This window comes from Pediococcus acidilactici (genome assembly GCF_016127815.1).
In the GTDB taxonomy this organism is placed as follows: domain Bacteria; phylum Bacillota; class Bacilli; order Lactobacillales; family Lactobacillaceae; genus Pediococcus; species Pediococcus acidilactici.
Window position 1 is genome coordinate 1,442,483 of sequence record NZ_CP066046.1, and the last position, 18,860, is coordinate 1,461,342.

18 protein-coding genes are annotated in these 18,860 nt (G+C 42.9%); 8 read left to right on the top strand and 10 right to left on the bottom strand.

Annotation, left to right across the window (positions count from 1 at the left end; all coding sequences use genetic code 11):
- Positions 1 to 12 precede the first annotated feature (12 nt).
- Complete coding sequence (locus I6H64_RS07180) at positions 13 to 477, bottom strand: hypothetical protein (RefSeq protein WP_002831057.1); 465 nt, start codon at positions 475 to 477, stop codon at positions 13 to 15.
- A 125-nt stretch (positions 478 to 602) separates the two neighbouring features.
- On the opposite strand from I6H64_RS07180, the gene I6H64_RS07185 reads away from it, so the two are divergent.
- Complete coding sequence (locus I6H64_RS07185) at positions 603 to 1,466, top strand: NAD(P)-dependent oxidoreductase (RefSeq protein ID WP_008841192.1); 864 nt, start codon at positions 603 to 605, stop codon at positions 1,464 to 1,466.
- A gap of 72 nt (positions 1,467 to 1,538) precedes the next feature.
- On the opposite strand, the gene I6H64_RS07190 is transcribed toward I6H64_RS07185, so the two are convergent.
- Complete coding sequence (locus I6H64_RS07190) at positions 1,539 to 2,429, bottom strand: LysR family transcriptional regulator (protein ID WP_008841193.1); 891 nt, start codon at positions 2,427 to 2,429, stop codon at positions 1,539 to 1,541.
- A gap of 117 nt (positions 2,430 to 2,546) precedes the next feature.
- On the opposite strand from I6H64_RS07190, the gene I6H64_RS07195 reads away from it, so the two are divergent.
- A complete protein-coding gene (locus I6H64_RS07195) occupies positions 2,547 to 3,284 on the top strand; it encodes a DUF554 domain-containing protein (RefSeq protein WP_008841194.1) in 738 nt (245 codons plus the stop codon).
- Between the two features lie 165 nt (positions 3,285 to 3,449).
- On the opposite strand, the gene scrK is transcribed toward I6H64_RS07195, so the two are convergent.
- Complete coding sequence (scrK, locus tag I6H64_RS07200) at positions 3,450 to 4,322, bottom strand: fructokinase ScrK (RefSeq protein ID WP_008841195.1); 873 nt, start codon at positions 4,320 to 4,322, stop codon at positions 3,450 to 3,452.
- Between the two features lie 223 nt (positions 4,323 to 4,545).
- Between scrK and I6H64_RS07205 the strand changes: the two genes are divergently transcribed.
- The 3 genes from I6H64_RS07205 to I6H64_RS07215 all read left to right on the top strand — a co-directional run bounded on the left by I6H64_RS07205 (position 4,546) and on the right by I6H64_RS07215 (position 6,605).
- Positions 4,546 to 5,007, top strand: a complete 462-nt coding sequence (locus I6H64_RS07205; RefSeq protein WP_002830051.1) for a universal stress protein — start codon at positions 4,546 to 4,548, stop codon at positions 5,005 to 5,007.
- A 64-nt stretch (positions 5,008 to 5,071) separates the two neighbouring features.
- On the top strand, positions 5,072 to 5,986 hold the full coding sequence (locus tag I6H64_RS07210; RefSeq protein WP_036685206.1) for an RluA family pseudouridine synthase: 915 nt from the start codon (positions 5,072 to 5,074) through the stop codon (positions 5,984 to 5,986).
- Positions 5,987 to 6,011: 25 nt separating this feature from the next.
- Positions 6,012 to 6,605, top strand: a complete 594-nt coding sequence (locus I6H64_RS07215; RefSeq protein ID WP_036685208.1) for an NUDIX hydrolase N-terminal domain-containing protein — start codon at positions 6,012 to 6,014, stop codon at positions 6,603 to 6,605.
- 121 nt (positions 6,606 to 6,726) lie between these two features.
- Here I6H64_RS07215 and I6H64_RS07220 read toward each other — a convergent pair whose 3' ends face one another.
- Both I6H64_RS07220 and I6H64_RS07225 read right to left on the bottom strand, forming a co-directional pair.
- Positions 6,727 to 9,090 (bottom strand): phosphoketolase family protein, encoded by a 2,364-nt coding sequence (locus I6H64_RS07220; RefSeq protein ID WP_002830055.1) that lies wholly within the window; start codon positions 9,088 to 9,090, stop codon positions 6,727 to 6,729.
- A 237-nt stretch (positions 9,091 to 9,327) separates the two neighbouring features.
- Complete coding sequence (locus I6H64_RS07225; protein ID WP_002830056.1) at positions 9,328 to 10,050, bottom strand: GntR family transcriptional regulator; 723 nt, start codon at positions 10,048 to 10,050, stop codon at positions 9,328 to 9,330.
- Positions 10,051 to 10,158: 108 nt separating this feature from the next.
- Here I6H64_RS07225 and ybaK point away from each other — a divergent pair, with 108 nt between their 5' ends.
- Positions 10,159 to 10,662, top strand: coding sequence for a Cys-tRNA(Pro) deacylase (gene ybaK / locus I6H64_RS07230; RefSeq protein WP_005919644.1), 504 nt, complete (start codon positions 10,159 to 10,161; stop codon positions 10,660 to 10,662).
- Positions 10,663 to 10,715: 53 nt separating this feature from the next.
- On the opposite strand, the gene I6H64_RS07235 is transcribed toward ybaK, so the two are convergent.
- The 4 genes from I6H64_RS07235 to I6H64_RS07250 form a co-directional block, all read right to left on the bottom strand.
- On the bottom strand, positions 10,716 to 11,891 hold the full coding sequence (locus tag I6H64_RS07235) for a MalY/PatB family protein (RefSeq protein WP_036685211.1): 1,176 nt from the start codon (positions 11,889 to 11,891) through the stop codon (positions 10,716 to 10,718).
- Between the two features lie 40 nt (positions 11,892 to 11,931).
- A complete protein-coding gene (gene malX, locus I6H64_RS07240) occupies positions 11,932 to 13,974 on the bottom strand; it encodes a maltose/glucose-specific PTS transporter subunit IIBC (protein ID WP_056985045.1) in 2,043 nt (680 codons plus the stop codon).
- Between the two features lie 89 nt (positions 13,975 to 14,063).
- Entirely contained in the window at positions 14,064 to 14,813 is a 750-nt protein-coding gene (locus I6H64_RS07245; protein WP_036685215.1) for a MurR/RpiR family transcriptional regulator, read from the bottom strand.
- Positions 14,814 to 15,111: 298 nt separating this feature from the next.
- Positions 15,112 to 15,642: a DUF1836 domain-containing protein gene (locus tag I6H64_RS07250; RefSeq protein WP_002830062.1), complete on the bottom strand. Its 531-nt coding sequence runs from the start codon at positions 15,640 to 15,642 to the stop codon at positions 15,112 to 15,114.
- A 158-nt stretch (positions 15,643 to 15,800) separates the two neighbouring features.
- Between I6H64_RS07250 and I6H64_RS07255 the strand changes: the two genes are divergently transcribed.
- The gene (locus I6H64_RS07255; RefSeq protein WP_024862611.1) at positions 15,801 to 16,127 is read left to right on the top strand and encodes a hypothetical protein; all 327 of its coding nucleotides are present in this window, start codon (positions 15,801 to 15,803) and stop codon (positions 16,125 to 16,127) included.
- A 177-nt stretch (positions 16,128 to 16,304) separates the two neighbouring features.
- Here the strand turns inward: I6H64_RS07255 and I6H64_RS07260 are convergent, their stop codons facing one another.
- The gene (locus I6H64_RS07260; RefSeq protein WP_036685216.1) at positions 16,305 to 17,243 is read right to left on the bottom strand and encodes an aldo/keto reductase; all 939 of its coding nucleotides are present in this window, start codon (positions 17,241 to 17,243) and stop codon (positions 16,305 to 16,307) included.
- A 221-nt stretch (positions 17,244 to 17,464) separates the two neighbouring features.
- Between I6H64_RS07260 and I6H64_RS07265 the strand changes: the two genes are divergently transcribed.
- Positions 17,465 to 18,850, top strand: a complete 1,386-nt coding sequence (locus tag I6H64_RS07265) for a hemolysin family protein (RefSeq protein WP_005919661.1) — start codon at positions 17,465 to 17,467, stop codon at positions 18,848 to 18,850.
- Positions 18,851 to 18,860 lie beyond the last annotated feature (10 nt).

Here is an 18,860-nt window from a genome sequence, read left to right on the forward strand (position 1 = left end):
ATCTCCCTCCTGCTATTCGGTAGTCGATTTTGCAGCTGGTTGATCTAAGCGTTCAAACTGTTCTTTAACCCAGTCCCGAAAATTTAAACGTAAGTCCGGGTTGTCATTTAGCAGATCATCCGCCGTTCCAATTTGATCAATTCGTAAATGTGAAGAATTAATCTTCTCAGCTTCGATGACTGCATATACGTTCAAATCGTATTCTTGGTCAGCCTCGGTTAATTTTTCGACGGCTGCGGGGTATAATAGCGGTAGGTTAATTACGTTTGATTGTAACTTAATCACCACGTCTTTGTTAACGTTGATGACCGCTTCGGCAATTCCGTGCTGGTTAACCGCCGTTTTTAAGTAGTTAAACGCCTCATCTGCGCCGGTCCCGTCAGCTTTTTTAAGCGTTGCTTTTCCGATTTTAAACGTTTGACTGGCAAAGTCGCCCGCTTTTAAGGTTTGAATCACGTCGTTGGCTAGAATTTTCATTTTATCCCTCACTAGTTAAGTTTCTAAATAAAAGTTTAACATTCATAACTCTTTTTTTACATACATACATTGTTTTCCCATTGCGCTGATTTAATGCGCTTGATTTAAGACAGGAGGAAGTTCACATGAAAATTGGATTTATCGGTACTGGAGTAATGGGTACGGGAATTATTAATAATTTGTTAAAGCACCATCATCAGGTATTTGTCTACAACCGGACTAAGGCCCACGCCCAAGAAGTAATTGACCACGGGGCGATTTGGGTTGACTCGCCCGCTCAGTTGACCACCCAAGCACCCATCATCATTACCATGGTTGGTTTCCCGCAAGACGTTAAGGAAATTTACTTTGGGGAAAACGGTATTTTTACAACGTTGAAAGCTGACCAGTTAGTTGTTGATATGACCACCAGTTCACCAACCCTCGCTGAAGAAATTGGTCACCGGGCTGAAGAAATCGGGGCGTTGGCACTCGATGCTCCCGTTTCTGGTGGTGACATTGGTGCTAAAAACGCTACCTTAACCGTCATGGCTGGCGGGCACCAGGAGGCGTTTAAAAAAATGGAACCCCTCTTCCCCGAAATTTCACAAGCGGCGAATTACTTTGGGGACTTTGGTACCGGACAACACGCTAAGATGGCTAACCAAATCATGATTGCCGGCACGATGACCGGCTTAACTGAAATGCTGGTTTACGCGAAGGCCGCTAATTTAGATTTACAAAAAGTCTTAGATACCGTTTCCCACGGAAGCGCCAATAACTGGAGCCTGGATAATTACGTACCGCGGATTCTGAAAGATGATTACACGCCGGGATTCTTTGCTAAACACTTTTTAAAGGACCTCAACATCACCTTAACTGAAGCTAAGCGAATGCACATTGATTTGCCAGCCACTCGCTTAGCCACCCAGCTTTACGACAATTTAGTTAATGCTCAAGGTCTTGGCGACGACGGTACCCAAGCTTTAATCAAACTATGGTGGAAATAACCCGGAGCTTCTTAAATTAAACAACCCTCACAACTAGGTGGACACCTTGCTGTGAGGGTTATTTTTTACCTGCTATTCTTTTGCTTGCTCAATTTCCCGTTTTGCAAAGTCCCAAAACAGATTAACCACTGGTGCAGTCCGGTCCCTTCTTTTTAAGAAGACTAGGCGACTACAGATTTCAGGAACCAGTGGTACGGCCTTGACGTTATCAAATCCCGTCAAATCAAACGACTTGTTCATCACTACCGAAACGCCCATCCCTTGGTTTAACATTTCTAAAATCAAATCAATTCGCTGTCCTTCATAAACAATCCGCGGAGTAACTAACGAACGTTTCAAAACTTCGTTTAAGGGGTTCGCAACGGTAATTGTGTTCCGGAGTAAAAGGAGTTGTTGGTCCTTGATCATCTCAATGCTTAGTTGTTTAGCTTGCGCCAATGGACTATTCTTCGGCACCAACACCACGTAATGGTCCGTTTCGTTAACGATTGTGTCATAACGCGGATCGTGATCCTCGTAAATTCGAGTAAAAATCACGTCAACGTCCTGCCGTTTTAAATCCTCATTTAGGTCCGGCACCTCGGCTTCACTGAACTTCAGCTTTACGTTCGGATACTGGCTAGTAAATTTAGTAATGATGTTAAAAGCTTGGTACTGAGCAATGGAAGCAATTCCGTGAATAACTAGCGTCTGGGCGTGGTTGGCGTTTGCGATTGCCACCGTGGTTTGTAATTCTTTTTCCTGCCGCAATAATTGTTGAACCGCGGGCAAAATCTTTTGTCCTGCCGCGGTTAACTGTACTTGCCGGTGAGCGCGCGAAAAAAGCTTAACGTCCCATTCCTTTTCTAAAGCCATAATGTGTTTTGACACGGTCGATTGCGACAAAAATAACCTTTCCGCAGTCTCGCTGTAACTTTGGGTTTCTGCCAAGTCAACCAACGTCGTTAATTTTTTTGTATCCATTGCTTTCTCCCGACCTATTCCTATTTGGAATATTTTAGCACATAAAAAGGAATTGCGCTTTTCCGAGTCAATGACTAAACTAATCTTTTGTGAGTAAAAAAAGAGGGAGGATTTAATTTGCCAATTGGAATCATAGTTAACGTTTCAGCAATTTTCTTTGGGGGAATCATTGGGGCCTTAAGTGGCGGCGCGATGTCCGAACGGTTCAAAGAAGGTCTAAACATGGCCTTTGGGATTTGTTCCATGACCATGGGAATTTACGCAATTGCCCCCATGAAAAACTTAGCCGCGGTAATTTTCGCGGTAATCATCGGAACTGGATTGGGTCTCCTATTCCGACTCGGCGTGTTAATTAACCGGGGTGCAGAAAATATGCAACGTCTCATTTCACGCTTGCTCCCCTCCAATAAAACGGGTAACGGTAGTTTGGACAAGATCACTTACGACGCTAATTTAGTTACAGTAATCGTCCTTTTCTGTGCGAGCGGAACCGGTATTTACGGTTCTTTGATTGAAGGAATGAGTGGTGATCCGTCGATTTTAATTTCCAAAGCAATTTTGGATTTCTTTACGGCATTGATTTTTGCGGCCAATTTAGGATACGTGGTTTCCTTAATTGCGGTCCCGCTTTTAATCATTCTAACCGCCCTATTCCTCGCTGCTCACGTGATTTTCCCCCTCACCACCCCAGATATGATTCTGGACTTTAAAGCTGGAGGCGGAGTTTTAATGTTAGCGAGCGGTTTCCGAATTATCCAAGTCAAGATGTTCCCAACTGCCGACATGATCCCGATTATGATCGTTATCATGCCAATTTCTTGGTTATGGACCAACGTGATTTTACCGCTGCTATAGGAATTTTTTGAACGATATCCCACACTCAGTACTAAAAAATAATAGTCGCCTAGCTACTGCACAATCAAGCGGTAGCTAAGCGACTATTTTTATTTCAAGTCGTTACGATGCGTTGTTTAAGTCGTAAAACCAATTTGATCAGTCTGTCCCTAGCAAAAAAGCTTATTAAACTTCTAATAATTTTTCAGCTAACGCAAAGTTACCCAGGGTGGCTGAACCATTATTGGCAACTTCCGGCATCACGAGGTACTTATCAAGATCCGGAACTTGTACGTAGCCGTTCAAGAGTTCTTTAAATGATTTGCGAACCTTCTCCAAGAAATCCGGGTTGGTTACCCCGCCACCAAAAACGATCTTTCCCGGACGTAGCGTAAGGGTCGTTTGAATAGCAGCTTGTGCCGTATAGTAAGCCATAATGTCCCAGACGGGATCTGAATGCGGAACTTCTGCGCCCTTAACGCCTAAGCGAGCCTCAAACGTTGGCCCAGCAACCAATCCTTCTAAACAGTCCCCATGGTACGGGCAAACACCCTTAAAATCTAGATCGTCAGGGTGCCGCTTTACTAAAACGTGGCCCATTTCAGGATGACCGATTCCCCCGATCAAGTGGCCGTTCACGATTGCTCCCGCACCCACACCGGTACCAATTGTATAATACGTTAACGAATTGATTTTTTCGTTAGCGAGAGTGGCCATTACGTATTCCCCGTACGCCGAACCATTGACGTCGGTAGTCCAAAAAATCGGAATATCAAATTCCTTTTTAATGTACCCTACAAAATCCGTATCCGCCCAACCTGGCTTTGGCGTAGTGGTTACATAGCCATACTTTGGCGAACTGTGCCGAATTTCAATTGGTCCAAACGACGCAATGCTTAACGCCGCAATGTCAAATTTTTTAAAGTAACCGACCGTTCGTTGTAAGGTTTCCTCCGGAGTAGTCGTTGGAAATTGCGTTTGATCCTGTACTTGATAATTTTCGTTTCCCACGGCACACACAAATTTGGTACCGCCGGCTTCAATACTACCCAATAACATTATGTATCGCTCCTAATTTAAATTAACATGGGGAACCATTCCCCGTTGCCCGTTTACCATACCAATATACCACTGTTTCGGGCGTTATAATAAACCGATTTCATTTTTTATTTTTTAGCCTCTGATAAAGCGAAAATATCCAGAATTTAAAGGTAAAAAGGCTTACAATTCATTTTGAAAATGATATTATTAGTATAAGAAATGATGATTGGATGGTGGGAACATGCTACAACAATACAAAAATATCTTGGCACCTGTTGACGGTTCAAAAATGACAGAGGTTGTCGTGGACCGGGCAATTGAAGTTGCTAAACGGAATAACACTCATCTAGATATCCTAAATGTCTTAGAAGTTAACCAATTTAGTGACACCTATGGTGGAGCGGTTAGTGGAGATGTAATCTACAAGCTTTCTGAAGACGTCCAACATCGCTTAGAAGAACTAAAGAAAAGAGCTGAAGATGCTGGGGTTACCGACGTTAGCATTCATATCCGCTTTGGTAATCCTAAGCCGGTAATTGCTCGTGAATTTCCAAAGGATCACAAAAACGAATTGATTATGATTGGTTCTACTGGTTTAAACGCGCTAGAACGCTTAATGGTTGGTTCAGTTGCTACTTACGTAAGTCGGAACGCGGTTTGTGACGTGTTAGTAGTTAAACCTGAAAAGAAGGCCAAAAAATAATTAAGTATGTAAAAAAGCGGTCCATAATTTTATGGATCGTTTTTTTATGGCAAAAGGAGTGCTTATGACCTGGACGTACCATATTAAACTAGACCAATCTTACCCTCCCCAAACTTTACGAGAACTACTGCAAAAAACTTGGTGGCTTTCTCGGAAGGTCGTCCATTTTTTACGCACGGAACGCCGAGTTTTGGTAAACCAGCGGTACCAACCGGTTAGCACCGTTGTCCGTAGCGGAGACTTGATTTCGTTAACCTTCAAAGAAAGCGACTTTGCTACCCCGCTTCCGCCATTTGACCCGGATTCTTCCCAAAGTCCTGACGTTTTGTTTGAAAATGACGACCTTCTTGTGGTTAATAAACCCGCGGGGATTAAAACGCACGCTAACCAACCACACGAGTTGGGAAGCATGATTAACTTCTTGCAGGCGTACTTTGCCAAGAAAGATGCCAACGCATATAACGTTCATCGTTTAGATCAATGGACCAGTGGTGCCCTTTTGGTAGCCAAAAATCCGGTTGTTGTCCCAGTGCTTAGTCGGCAAATCAGTCAAAAATTAATTCAACGGACGTACTTGTGCATGGTAGAAGGTCACTTGAAAAGCCGTAGCGGAACCATCACGCTTCCCATTGGACTTGACCCTCACGACCAGCGTAAACGACAAATCAACGGTCCGGAAGCGCAACCGGCCACTACTCACTACCAAGTGGTTCGTGAATTTGCTGAACGGAGCCTACTACTCGTTCAGTTAGCAACCGGCCGTACCCACCAAATTCGGGTTCACCTTGCAGCCTTAGGGCATCCTATCGTGGGAGACCCTTTGTATAATTCACTTGCTGACGGAGCTCCCATGCGGCTGCACTCTTGGCAAGTCAAATTTCCCTTGCCCTTTAGCCAAAGCTGGCAAACGGTAACTGCACCGGTACCCGATTACTTTGGAATTTCGTTGGCTGAGCCAGCTTTTGATGTTGGAGATTAATTTGTAAGTAAAGGTGGCATCTATTTTGGAAGAACTTTTTTTCATTCATCGAATATTAGCAATTAGCGAAGCTGGATTAGCTTATGCAAGCGATCGCTTTGATATCGAACGTTATCAAGATCTCCGTCAGCTTGCGATGCAACGTTTGAGTGAGCTTGGAAATGTGCAAGTAACCACCGTGGCAGAACTCTTTAAGGACGAGGCGGGATATCCAACTCCCAAAGTGGACGTGCGAGCCTTTATTCGCCAAAAAAATCAGGTATTGCTCGTGGAAAACTCCCACGGTGAATGGGCTCTCCCCGGCGGTTTTGCAGAAATTGGCTGGACCCTAAAAGAAAACGTCATTAAAGAAGTGCACGAAGAAACTGGGCTGACCGTAAACACGGCTACCCTTCGCGCTGTCTATGACACCTCCCTAAGAAAAGACGTCCCGCAAACTTTTCAGTATTATAAATTTATTTTCGCTTGTACAGTGGAAAGTGGTGAATTCGTTAAGAACAGTGAAACGGTTGCGATGCAATGGTTTGATAAAGACCAGCTTCCACCGCTTTCCATGAAGCGAACCACTCCTGAACAAATTGCACAATTATTTGACTCTGTAGATTTACACGTGGATTAACTTCTCTAAGCTCTTGTTTGCAATAGTTACTTCCATTATTACTACAACGCAAAAAAGCTGAAAGCAGCCGCCCGTAAGGGCCTTTGCTTTCAGCTTTTATTGTTTAATCTTTAAGCTTTAATTATTTAACGTCTTTCCATACCCAGTCTTTAACTTCTGGAAGGTCGTCACCATGGTCACGAATGTATTCGTGATGGCGAGCAAGGATATTGTCCATTTCTTGGGCAAAGTCTGCACCCTTTTCGTTAAATTCTGGAATTGAGTTGATTACGTCTTGAGCCAAGTGGAAGCGGTCAAGTTCGTTAAGCACTCGCATATCAAATGGAGTAGTAATGTCCCCTTCTTCACGGTAACCATGAACGTGTAAGTTATGGTTGTGACGGTCAAAGAAGATTGAACGAATCAAGTCTTCGAAACCATGGAAGGCGAAGATTACTGGTTTGTCCTTAGTGAAGTAGCGGTCGAATTCTTCGTCGCTCAAGCCGTTAGGGTTAACCTTTGGACTTTGTAACTTCAATAGGTCAATAACGTTGATAAAGCGAATCTTCAATTCTGGGAAACGGTCGTGCAAGATGTTAATTGCAGCCAAGCTTTCCATGTTTGGTTCAGTACCAGCAGCAGCGATAACTACGTCTGGTTCTTCACCATTCGTGGTGCTTGCCCAGTCGATGATTCCCAAACCGTTGTTAGCAAGCATTTCTGCTTCAGCCATTGAGTAGAATTGTGGACGTGGTTGCTTAGATGCAATGATCAAGTTAACTTTACCACGATCATTCATTACTAATGGGCTGATTGCTAACAATGAGTTTGCGTCAGCTGGCAAGTATTCGCGAATGAATTCTGGTTTCTTTTCAGCTAAGTGAGTTAAGATACCTGGGTCTTGGTGAGTGTAACCATTATGATCTTGTTGGAAACTTGTTGAAGTTGAAACAATGTTCAATGATGGGTAATCACGACGCCAGTCTAATTCAGAAGCCTTCCGTAACCACTTGAAGTGTTGGGTAAGCATTGAGTCAACTACCCGAAGGAATGCTTCATAACTAGTGAAGATTCCGTGACGACCAGTTAAGGTGTATGCTTCAAGCCAGCCTTCTGCAGAGTGTTCGGAAAGTTGTGCATCAAGAATGCGACCTTCTGGAGCAACTGCTTCATCCCAGTCCTTCTTGACTGAATCCATCCATTGACGGTTAGTTACTTCAAATAGGCCATAGAGACGGTTTGACATCGTTTCGTCAGGACCAAACATTCTGAAGTTCTTTGGATTCTTAGTAACCACGTCACGCAAGTAGTCGGACCATACCAACATATCTTGCTTCATGTTGAGACCACGCTTGCTTGTGTCAACCGCGTATTGACGGAAGTCAGGCAAGTTCAAGTCAGTTGGGTGAACCCCGCCATTAGTGATTGGGTTAGCAGCCATCCGCTTGTCACCCTTTGGCACGAAGTCAAGGATGTCTTGGTCGATGTGACCATCTTCGTCAAACAATTCTTCTGGTTTGTATGACTTCATCCAGTCAACTAGTGCATCAACGTGTTCCATGTTGTTTTGGTCAACAGGAATTGGAATTTGGTGAGCACGGAAAGTACCTTCGATAACCTTACCGTCCCAAGTCTTTGGACCAGTCCAGCCCTTTGGTGAACGGAAGACGATTACTGGCCAGTATGGCAATGATTCGTCATGGTTTTCACGAGCATTCTTTTGAATTTCTTGGATCTTTTCGATTGCCTTGTCCATTACTTCAGCCATCTTAGGATCCATTGCTTCGGAATCGTCGCCTTCAACGAAGTATGGGTCCCAATGTTGACTGTGGAAGAATTCAGCTAATTCTTCGTCCGTCATCCGGGAAGTAAGGGTTGGGTTACTCAACTTGTAACCGTTGATGTCCAAGATTGGCAATACCGCACCGTCAGTAATTGGGTTGATGAAACGGTTGTGGTTCCATGATGTTGCCAAAGGACCAGTTTCAGCTTCCCCATCACCAATTACTACTGCAGCAATTTGGTCTGGGTTATCTAAAATAGCACCCACACCGTGAGAAAGTGAGTAACCAAGTTCGCCACCTTCGTGGATTGAACCTGGTGTTACAGGAGCGGCATGAGAAGCAACCCCACCTGGCCAAGAGAATTGTTTGAAGAGTTTCTTCATTCCTTCTTCGTCTTGGGTAATTGCTGGGTAAGCTTCGGTGTAAGAACCGTCAAGGTATGAAGTAGAAACCATTACTTGTCCACCATGACCTGGTCCTTCAATATAGAACATGTTAACGCCGTACTTGTTAATAACCCGGTTCAAGTGAGCGTAAATGTAGTTTTGACCAGGAATCGTTCCCCAGTGTCCGATTGGGTGAACCTTAACGTCGGAGGCCTTAACGTCACGCTTCAATAATGGGTTGTCTTTTAAATACAATTGACCAACTGAGAGGTAGTTAGCTGCGCGCCAAAACTTTTCAAGTTTGTCAAAGTAAGCTTTAGATGAATAGTCTGTCATCGTAATCTTCCTTTCGTGAGCGAAAAACTGATTAATTAATTTACGAGATAAGTATAACCGCTTTCTCGAAAAAGGTCAATCATTTTATAAATTGATACGGTCCAATTTTTTAAAAATAAAAATAGCCGCGTACAAACAGCGCCGTTACAACGATTGTGGAGGTTCTAAAAACCTCCTTTGTGCTGCATACTCGGTTAAAAATGGTAATTTACCGTTATTTATTTTTAAAAATTAAACCTAATCTACTGATACAAACGTGCTGTAATTCATATGCCGGTAATGAATTCGCATATTTGAAATTTCAAAGGGGGTTCCGTCATCCATGAAAAAAATTCCGGACATAATGCCGACCGGTTCGTTAGCAGTTAATCCTAGTAATTCTTGGTCCTCTTGGTTAGAAGGAGCTACTTGAATCGACATATATGAACGGGTTACTTGTTGTCCCTTCGCGTCTTCCAAGTAATTAAAAATTGATTTTTCCACAATGGCCTTGGATAATTCTGGCGCGATTTTAATGGGGATGTAGCCCGTTTCAATCATGATCGGCTCCTCATCTAATAAGCGCAGGCGCCGAATTTTATAGACAAAATCCCCGTCATTTAAGAACAGGTCGGTCTTCATGCTTTTGGTGGCTGGAATCACGGAAAAATCTAGCACCTTAATCCCCTGCTTTTTTCCGTTGGATTTCAAACTGTCGGTAATTCCGATGTTGGAACCTTCGTAATTAAACGATGACTGGCTCTTTAAGTACAGCGGGTTGATAAAGGTTCCCGATCCCCGTTTTTTAAACACAATCCCCTCTTGCGCCATCGAGCTAAGCGCCCGTTTTACGGAACTGCGGCTAACGTTATATTCTGCCGTTAGAGAGCGTTCGTCCGGCAAACGCATTGACGGAAATTCATTATTAAAGATACGTTTTTTCAAATCATGGATGATTTTTCGGTAAATCAGATCTTTCATTAAATTATCTCCTGTAGATTAGTTGCTATATCATTATAGCAAACTTACCACTTTCATTTTGTGAGGGATTCGCTCAATGTGCTAAAATACATTGCTGGGTGATAGATTATGTCGAAGAAAAAGAAAAAAGGAAAACTTTCCAAAACCTTAGTAGAACAAATTTTAGATAAGCATAAAATTGAGTACCAACAATTCGTTTTTCCAACGTACCAAGATGGGGACGTTAAGCAACTCAACGTCGACCACATCGGAATCGACGACCACGTCATTTATAAAACCCTCGCTTTAACCGGCAGCCAAACCGGTCCGCTGGTTGGGGTAATTCCCGTGGACGAACACCTTAGCTATAAAAAATTAGCGAAGCTATCCGGAAATAAAAAAGTCGGGATGATTCCGCTAAAGAACTTGGTAGCAACGACTGGGTACGAACACGGCGCCAACACCCCGATTGGCATTTACGAAACCAAGGGATTCCCAATTTACATTTCAGAAATCGCTAAGGAACAAGGAACTATTATCGTTTCTTCGGGTAAAATTGGCCGTTCCGTTCAGTTAAAAGCTACGGACCTCGCTGACTTGGTTCATGGTACCTTTGGTGATATTACTGAATAAAATAATCCCCCGAACCGTTGGCAAATTGCCGGTTGGTCCGGGGGATTATTTTTTTATTGGAGGGCCGCAGTAATGCTTTGTTGCAAGCGTTCCAAGCCATCTTGAACCTTCGTCTTCGGGCATCCGACGTTAAGCCGTAAAAACTGCTTACCATTTCCGCCATAAATGCCACCACCCATAATGGCAACCTTTCCTACTTCTACACAATACTTTTGAATAGTTTCCATGGAAAGCGGCAGGTCGGTTACGTCTAACCACAACAGATACGTTGCTTCCGATTCTACCAGCTTAACTTGGGGCAAGTGCTGTTTTAAATACGTACGAACCAGTTCCACGTTAGCTTCCACGTACTCATTTAACTCGTCCACCCACGCTGATCCATTTTTGTACGCAGCCATCGTAGCTTCCATTCCTAAAATACTACATGAAGACAGGCCGTCCTTATTCTTTAAGGCGTAGTTAAACTGGGTTCTTAATTCTGGATCTGGGATTAACAAATATGAAAAAATCAATCCTGGAAAGTTAAAAGTTTTAGTTCCCGAAGTAAGTAACGCGGCGTTTTGCTCCACATACTTTAGAATATTTTGGTGACGCACATTTTTTCGCACGACGTCCATGTGAATTTCATCCGCGATGATAAAAACGTGGTACTTTTCGCATAGTTGAACCATTTTTTGTAATTCTGTCGTGGTCCAGACGCGACCAGTGGGATTATGTGGCGAACAGAGCAACATAATTTGATTATTAGGATCGGCTAGCTTTTCTTCCAAATCCGCAAAATCAATCGTGTACTGCCCATTTTGATACCGCAACGGATTCTCAACTAATTTTCGTTGGTTAGCACGAATAGTCTTAAAAAAGGCATCGTAGGCAGGAGTTTGCATTACCACTCCCTCACCTGGTTTTGACTTTATTTGTAATAGTTGGGAAATTGAATAGATTACCGACGGGCTGTACACAATCCACTCGCCGTTCACCCGCAATCCAAAGCGCTTTTGAAACCAATGCTGCGTGGCTTGCTTAAAATCAGCGTGGTTCCACCGGGTGTAACCATAAATTGGGTGTTGAATCCTCTTTTGAATCGCCTCATTTACGCTAGGTGGCACCGCAAAGTCGGTATCTGAAATGGTAAACGGCAATAAGTCTGCCTTGCCAAATCGGTCCTGCACATAATCCCATTGCGTGCAATAAGTACCTTTTCGATTAATCACTTCATCAAAATTTATCAAAATTTCACGACCTTCTCTTTTCAATCTCTGCTTTTACAACTTAGGCACTTTCAACCTCAATGATTGGCGTGTTTTTCTCTACCATTCCCTTAGCAATCATCCCGACGTTAGTGTACTCAGCAAAATTAGTAACCACCACTGGCGTAACCGTAGCTAGCCCCGCATCCGCTACCATTTGCCAGTCTGCCGTAGCTAATAGATCACCGGCCTTAACCTGTTCGTCAACGGCAACCTTGGTCTCAAACGGCTTTCCGTCTAGTTTGACGGTATCAATTCCCAAATGAATTAAAATTTCCATTCCGTTAGTTGCTTTAATTCCAATTGCGTGTTTAGTAGGAAAGACCGTCGTGACCACCCCGTCTACTGGGGCAACCACTTGGCCGTCAGTAGGCTGGATTGCCGCACCCTGCCCAATCATGCCGGTTGAAAAAACCGCATCCGGAACTTCCGTTAATGGCACCGCTTTGCCAGCTAATGGCGCTCCAATTTGGAACTTTTTAGCTTCGGGTTCGCCACCTTCTAAAAGGGCGTCTAATCCGTTACGTACGGTAGTAACCTTAGTTCCAATGATTACTTGGACACTTGTATCATCTAAATGAACTACTCCTAAAGCTCCTAATTTTTGAAGTTCCTCGTCATTGATGATTGAGCCGTCCTTAACAATCAATCTCAAACGGGTGATGCAGTTATCCAAGGTGACAATATTGCTTTTTCCACCAAGCGCTTTGAGAATTCCCGGAATGTCGTATCCACCAGCGTTACCACTCGTCCGAATTTCAGCATCCGTATATTCTGGTTCCGTAGCAACTTCCCGACCCGGCGTTTTTAAATCGCGCCAGAGGATAAATTTCTTGAAAGTGAAATAGTATGCCAAAAACCAAAAGATCCCCACAATTGGAATTAAGTACCACTTAGTTTGGGTGCCTTGCATAACCCCAAAAATCAAGAAGTCGAGGACTCCACCGTCAGTATTACCAATGTTAACCCCTAACAAGCTAACCACTAAGGCTCCAAATCCAGTCATAAAGACGTGGAAAAGCCAGAGGAACGGACTGATGAAGAGGAACAAAAATTCAATTGGTTCCGTAATTCCAGTAATAAAGGTCGCAATGAACCCGGAAATTAATAGCCCCTTAATTTTGGCCCGATTTTCAGGTTTGGCAGTATGGTACATCGCTAAGGCTGCGCCAGGGAGCCCAAACATAAAGGTCGGCATCTTTCCTTGAGATAAAAATTGGGTCGCACTATGCGAAATTGGCAAATGATTTTGTAATTCCGAGTAGAAAATGTTGAGGGCCCCCGAAACTTGGTGACCATCGATCAACATGGTGCCACCTGCTTGGGTAAACCGGATGGTGGCAACGAGAATGTGATGTAGTCCAAATGGTAACAGCAATCGTTCACCCGAGAAGAACAACATTGGTCCAAATGGTCCGGCACCGTGAATCAAGGCCCCTACTCCGTTAATTAAAAAGGCGAATACCGGCCAGATAATTGGCAAAATGATCCCCACGACGGCCATCACTAACGACGTAATGATCGGTACGAAACGCGCACCGCCAAAGAAAGCGAAACTATCCGGCAATTGAATCGTGCAATATTTTTTATTCAAGTTATACACAATTATTCCGGTTATAATTCCGCCCAGCACGCCCATTTCGATGGTTTGAACACCTAAAACTAGCGATTGCCCCGCCTTTTGCATTGCGTCTGCGTCGGCAAGTTGGTTAGTTAAACCTAAATAAAAATTAATTGCTAAATTCATTACCATGTAACCAACGAACCCGGAAAATGCAGCAACTCCCTTTTCCTTTTTGGCAAGTCCCAGAGGAATCGCCATCGCAAACATTACCGCTAAGTTATTAAAAGCAAAACCGCCGATGGCCGACATGTATTTAAAAACCACTTGGAGAATGCTATTTCCTAAAAATGGAAATGCATCAATAGTGGTTGGACTAGAAAAAGAACTTCCAAGCCCTAATAACAACCCCATAAATGCCATTAAAGCAACTGGTAGCATAAATGTTTTTCCTAGTTCTTGAAAAAATCCTCCTAAAGCGATTCTTTTCTTTCCCTTTGACATAAAGGTAACCTCCTATGTAATCGTTTTATTGATCTAAGGTTACCATCGAAAGGACAGTTAGACGGTAAAACTAGAAAAAAAGACCGAAACTATAACGTTTCGGTCTTTTTTGGTGTAATTTTACACAATTTTAAGTAACGCTGAAACAGGGCTTGCAAAATCACAAACATCGGAGTTTTATCAGTAACTTCGATTCCTGCAATATAAGTGACCTCTGTCAAGCAATAAATGGCAACGTCCGCGATTGCCGCTAACGAATTATTCGACAGATTAGTTAAGCTAACCACCTGATGTCCCCGCTCCTTGGCTTTTTTTGCTAAATTAACAATCGCAGGTGTTTCACCTGAAATTGAAATGAAGAAGAAGACGTCCCCCGCTCCATTGTTAATTCGGCTCAACACCTCTTTTTCATAACCTAAGAGCTGAAATTTGCTGTCTAAAACTTGAAAACATTCTACCCCTAATTCAGCAATTAAATGGGTTTGATCTTGCGCATAAAAGTTAACTAACCGTGCTTTTTGAAGTAATTTAGCTAATTTTATTTCCCGCTTTTCATCAACTAATCCGAAATTTTCCTCAATTAAGGCCAGTTGTTGATTGCTGGTTTGCTTTTCGAGGAGTTCGTGGCGCAGTTCCACTTTTAATTCGGTAAATCCGCCATAACCTAACTTACGGCAAAATCTGGTAATGGTATTGGGCACGGTAAAAAAGTGTTCCGCCAAGGTAACGATTTTCATGTTAACTACCTCAGCTTGGTGTACCAAAATATACTCGACAATATTTTCTTCAGTTTCCGTGAGCTTATATTCGAGATTTTGCGCGCGAATGGCAAACTTCATTTCTTTAAACTTCCTTTGGGTAGACATTATTTATGGCAAAAAAAATTAATAGCCTATTATTTTCAAAACTAATTTTACATGCTTTGGCTACTTTAACAAGGTTCCACACAAACATCCGCCCTAAAAAAGAAAAGTTATCCAGCTAATTGACGGGTTTTAACCGTTTCTATGCTGCACAGTCGAAACGCGTTATGGACCCCAGCTCTCTGCGACTAACCAAATTAGGAACCAATCGCCTAACCCGCGATCAGTCCCTAATTCTGTTAGTCCTCAAGAGCTACCCGGGCTCCAGAACGCTCTATTTTATTTTCGTTGGTTCGTGCGACTTTGAATTCTTTACTATTTTTACTAGTTGGTTGGTTTCCAACTGGTCCACCACCATATCTGATGCTGCTTCCAGTAGTTGGTCCGTTAGGTTTTCTGCATGGCGATCTGGTCTTGATTTACCAATCAAACTAATTTTCTTATTTAGTAAATCAATAAATCGGTCGTACGCCTGCTTTGGATACTCACTTGCAGTTACCCGGTCAATTCCCGAACGAATCTCTTGAATCGAAAAGGATTGCTTTAGCAACGTCAACAAGAGGATGTCCGCGATTTGCATTACCTGATACTTCTTCTTCGCTGGTGCGACAATCACTTTATTTTTCACGTAGTTGTTGATCATTGCCGGCGTCACTGCTTCCAGGCCTAAAGGTCCCGTGTATTCCGTCATCAACGCCACTACTTGGTCCATATACAAATCAAAATTTGGCAAATCATCCCAGTGTGGTAATTCCACCCGGCTGACTAGTTCCAACCACCGTTGATATTCTTTATAATTACTCATTGCTAAAACCTCCTTATTTGTATTTGTTTTCTTTTCTTTTATTGTAACATCATTACCTAGTTTTATAAACTAGATTACCTCGTGTAATAAACAATAATTATCAAAAGTCATCTTTTATAGTAATCTATTCATATTATTCACAGGTGGAGGAAAGTAAAATGTTTGATCCAACTAAAAAAAGAAAAGTTGCTGAAGAAGTTAAGGAACAGTTCCCAAGCGAAGTAATTAAAGGCTTGTGGGATACGTTGAAACAAATGAAAAAGGACCAAATTGTGGTTACTCCCGTAATTGCGTTTGCCTTTAGTGATGATTTTACCGATGACGAAATTTACGTTATGGGCCTGCAAAATTCAGGTGCTGTTGCTAAGGAATACACTATCAAATACAGCGGTTCGAAGGACTTTCTTGGCAAGGGAACCATCGTGGTCGTCCAAGACAAACCTAAAAACATTACCATGAAGATTAGTGACGTCAATAAGCAATAGTTGCTAAAAAAGAGTGTGGGACCAAAGTCGAGTAGTTTGTGAGCACTAACTAAAAAGCGATCATTATGCCTAAATTGGGCATGATGGTCGCTTTTGGGTTAAGCAGAACAAACTGACTTTTGACTTCATTTAAAAGACAAAATCCTAAAATGATTTTTTAGCTGCTTTTTTCATCGCCTACGGTAAATCGTTGCCCGCAGCGTAATAAATGTCGTACCATTCTTGTCCGGTAAGCTCCACGTCGCCACCCGCTGCCGATTCTTTAATCCGTTGCGGATTCATGGTCCCTAATAATACTTGGAATTGAGCAGGATGACGTAAAATCCATGCCGTGGCAATGGCATTCTTGGTTACCCCATAAATATCCGCAATTTCTTGCATTTTCTTATTCAATTCGGGGAACTTCGGATTATCAATGAAGACTCCTTCAAAGAACCCATATTGGTAAGGTGACCACGCTTGAATCGTCATGTCATGAATCCGGGAATATTCAAGAATCTGACCATCGTGGTTGACACTCCGGTCGTCAGTCATGTTGGTGTGCATGCCAAAGTCAATCATCCCCGTATGCATAATGCCAAATTGGAGCTGGTTAATGATTAGCTTTTGTTGCAAATATTTTTGTAATAGTTCTACTTGCATCGGGTTAAAGTTGGACACCCCGAAATGCCGTACTTTGCCCGCCGTTTGTAATTCATCAAAAGCTTCCGCGATTTCTGCAGGTTCCATTAACGGATCTGGTCGGTGAAGTAAAAATGAATCTAAGTAATCCACTCCCAAGCGCTGTAGTTCACCATCTACCGCGGCAATCAAATGTTGCTTGCTAAAGTTGTAGCGGTTGCCGTACGGAATGTCCCCATCATTTTCGCTGACAATGCCACCCTTGGATTGGATGTACAGTTCATCGCGACTAGCCTTAGCTAGCTTAAGACCAGCCTTAAATTTTGCACTTGATGCTCCATGCCCGTATAAATCTGCCGAGTCAATATAGTTAATCCCCGCATCTACAGCCGCATCAATTACTTCCGCGGCCTTTTCGTCGGAGAGCGCATCCATCCGCATGATTCCTAACGCTACGTTGGAAGCGTGCATGCCGCCCACGTTAATTTGCTTCATTTCCATACCTCCAGATAAATCTAAAGTTTCTTAAACAACATCATCATACCACCAATAAAAGCGATTACAATTATCACATTTTTCAAATCGTTTTAATTTTTATTAATGATTCCTTGAAATATCCCGTTAGTTTCGGTAAAGTACGGTTCTTGGCATACTAATTTGAATTTTAACGTTGTATAATATAACAATAACGAGAAAAAAGAAATGGGGAATTATTTTTGGATAGCGGTCAGATAGTCTCTAACCTGATTGTGATACTTATCACTTTTATATTAGCTTACTTCTTCGTTGCCGCCGAATTTGCCCTTGTGCAAACCCGGCCTAGTGCCTTAGAAGAAGCCGAAAAAGAAGCAACTAGCGCACGCAAGCAAAAGAAATATCGATTGGCAATGCGGATGGTTAGTCGCCTAAACGAATATCTTTCAACTACTCAGGTTGGTACCTCAATCTGTGGGATCATCCTCGGTTGGATTGGTGAGTCAACGGTTGAATATTTCGTGGTCGAACTATTTGGGGCTACACACATGATTAACAGTGCCTCGCTGCACATTGTGGGGGCAGTAATCGGGGTTCTACTACTAACTTACTTAGAAGTGGTAATCACCGAAATCGTTCCCAAGAACATCAGTATCGACATTCCGTTGAAGGTTTTGATGTGGGTGGTAACTCCGCTTCACTATTTCCACACTGCTTTTTATCCATTCGTGTGGTTACTGAACGCTTCGGCAAACGGAATTGTCCGGTTAATGGGAATGCAGCCTGCCGACGAGAACTCAGAAATCTTCTCCCAAGCAGAAATTTTAAACCTTTCTAAAAACGCGGTTAGCGGCGGAGAATTAGACAAAAACGACTACGTTTATATGCAACGAGCCTTTGATTTTAATGATAAGGTCGCCAAAGACATCATGATCGACCGAACTCAATTAGTAGTTTTAGATGTCGACAGCACGGTAGACGATGCGTTACGCCAATACTTACAAAGTCGCTTTAGCCGTTTCCCAGTAGTTGCTAATAACGATAAGGATAAAATCCTCGGTTACATCTACAACTACGACATTATTCGGCAAAGCCAAGTGGACGGTAATATTAAGGTCAGCAAGTTATTACGTAACATCATTACCGTGCCTGAAACGCTGGCGTTGCAAGATGTCCTAGAACAAATGATTAAAAAACAAGTTCCGATTTCCGTAGTGGTTGACGAATACGGCGGAACAAGTGGAATCATCACCGATAAGGATATCTACGAAGAAGTTTTCGGCAACATCAATGACGAAATTGACGACGTTTCTGGAGACTACATTCATAAAGAAGCTGACGGTTACTTCAAGGTTAGTGGAAAAATGACGGTGTACGATTTTGAACGGTACTTTGGCATTGACGTACCCGACTTTGAAGAAGAAGACGTGGTTACCCTTGGTGGTTACGTCATCGATCACAACCCGGAAATCAAGGTGCATGAACACGTTCGAATTCAAAACTATGATTTCGAAGTGCTTGATAACGAAAACGCCCATATCGACTGGTTCTTGGTCCACAAACTAAAACCTGAAGAGCTCGCCGATGTGCCGCCGGTCGTTCCGGAAGTAGATCACTTTACCGATTAAGCTAGGTACA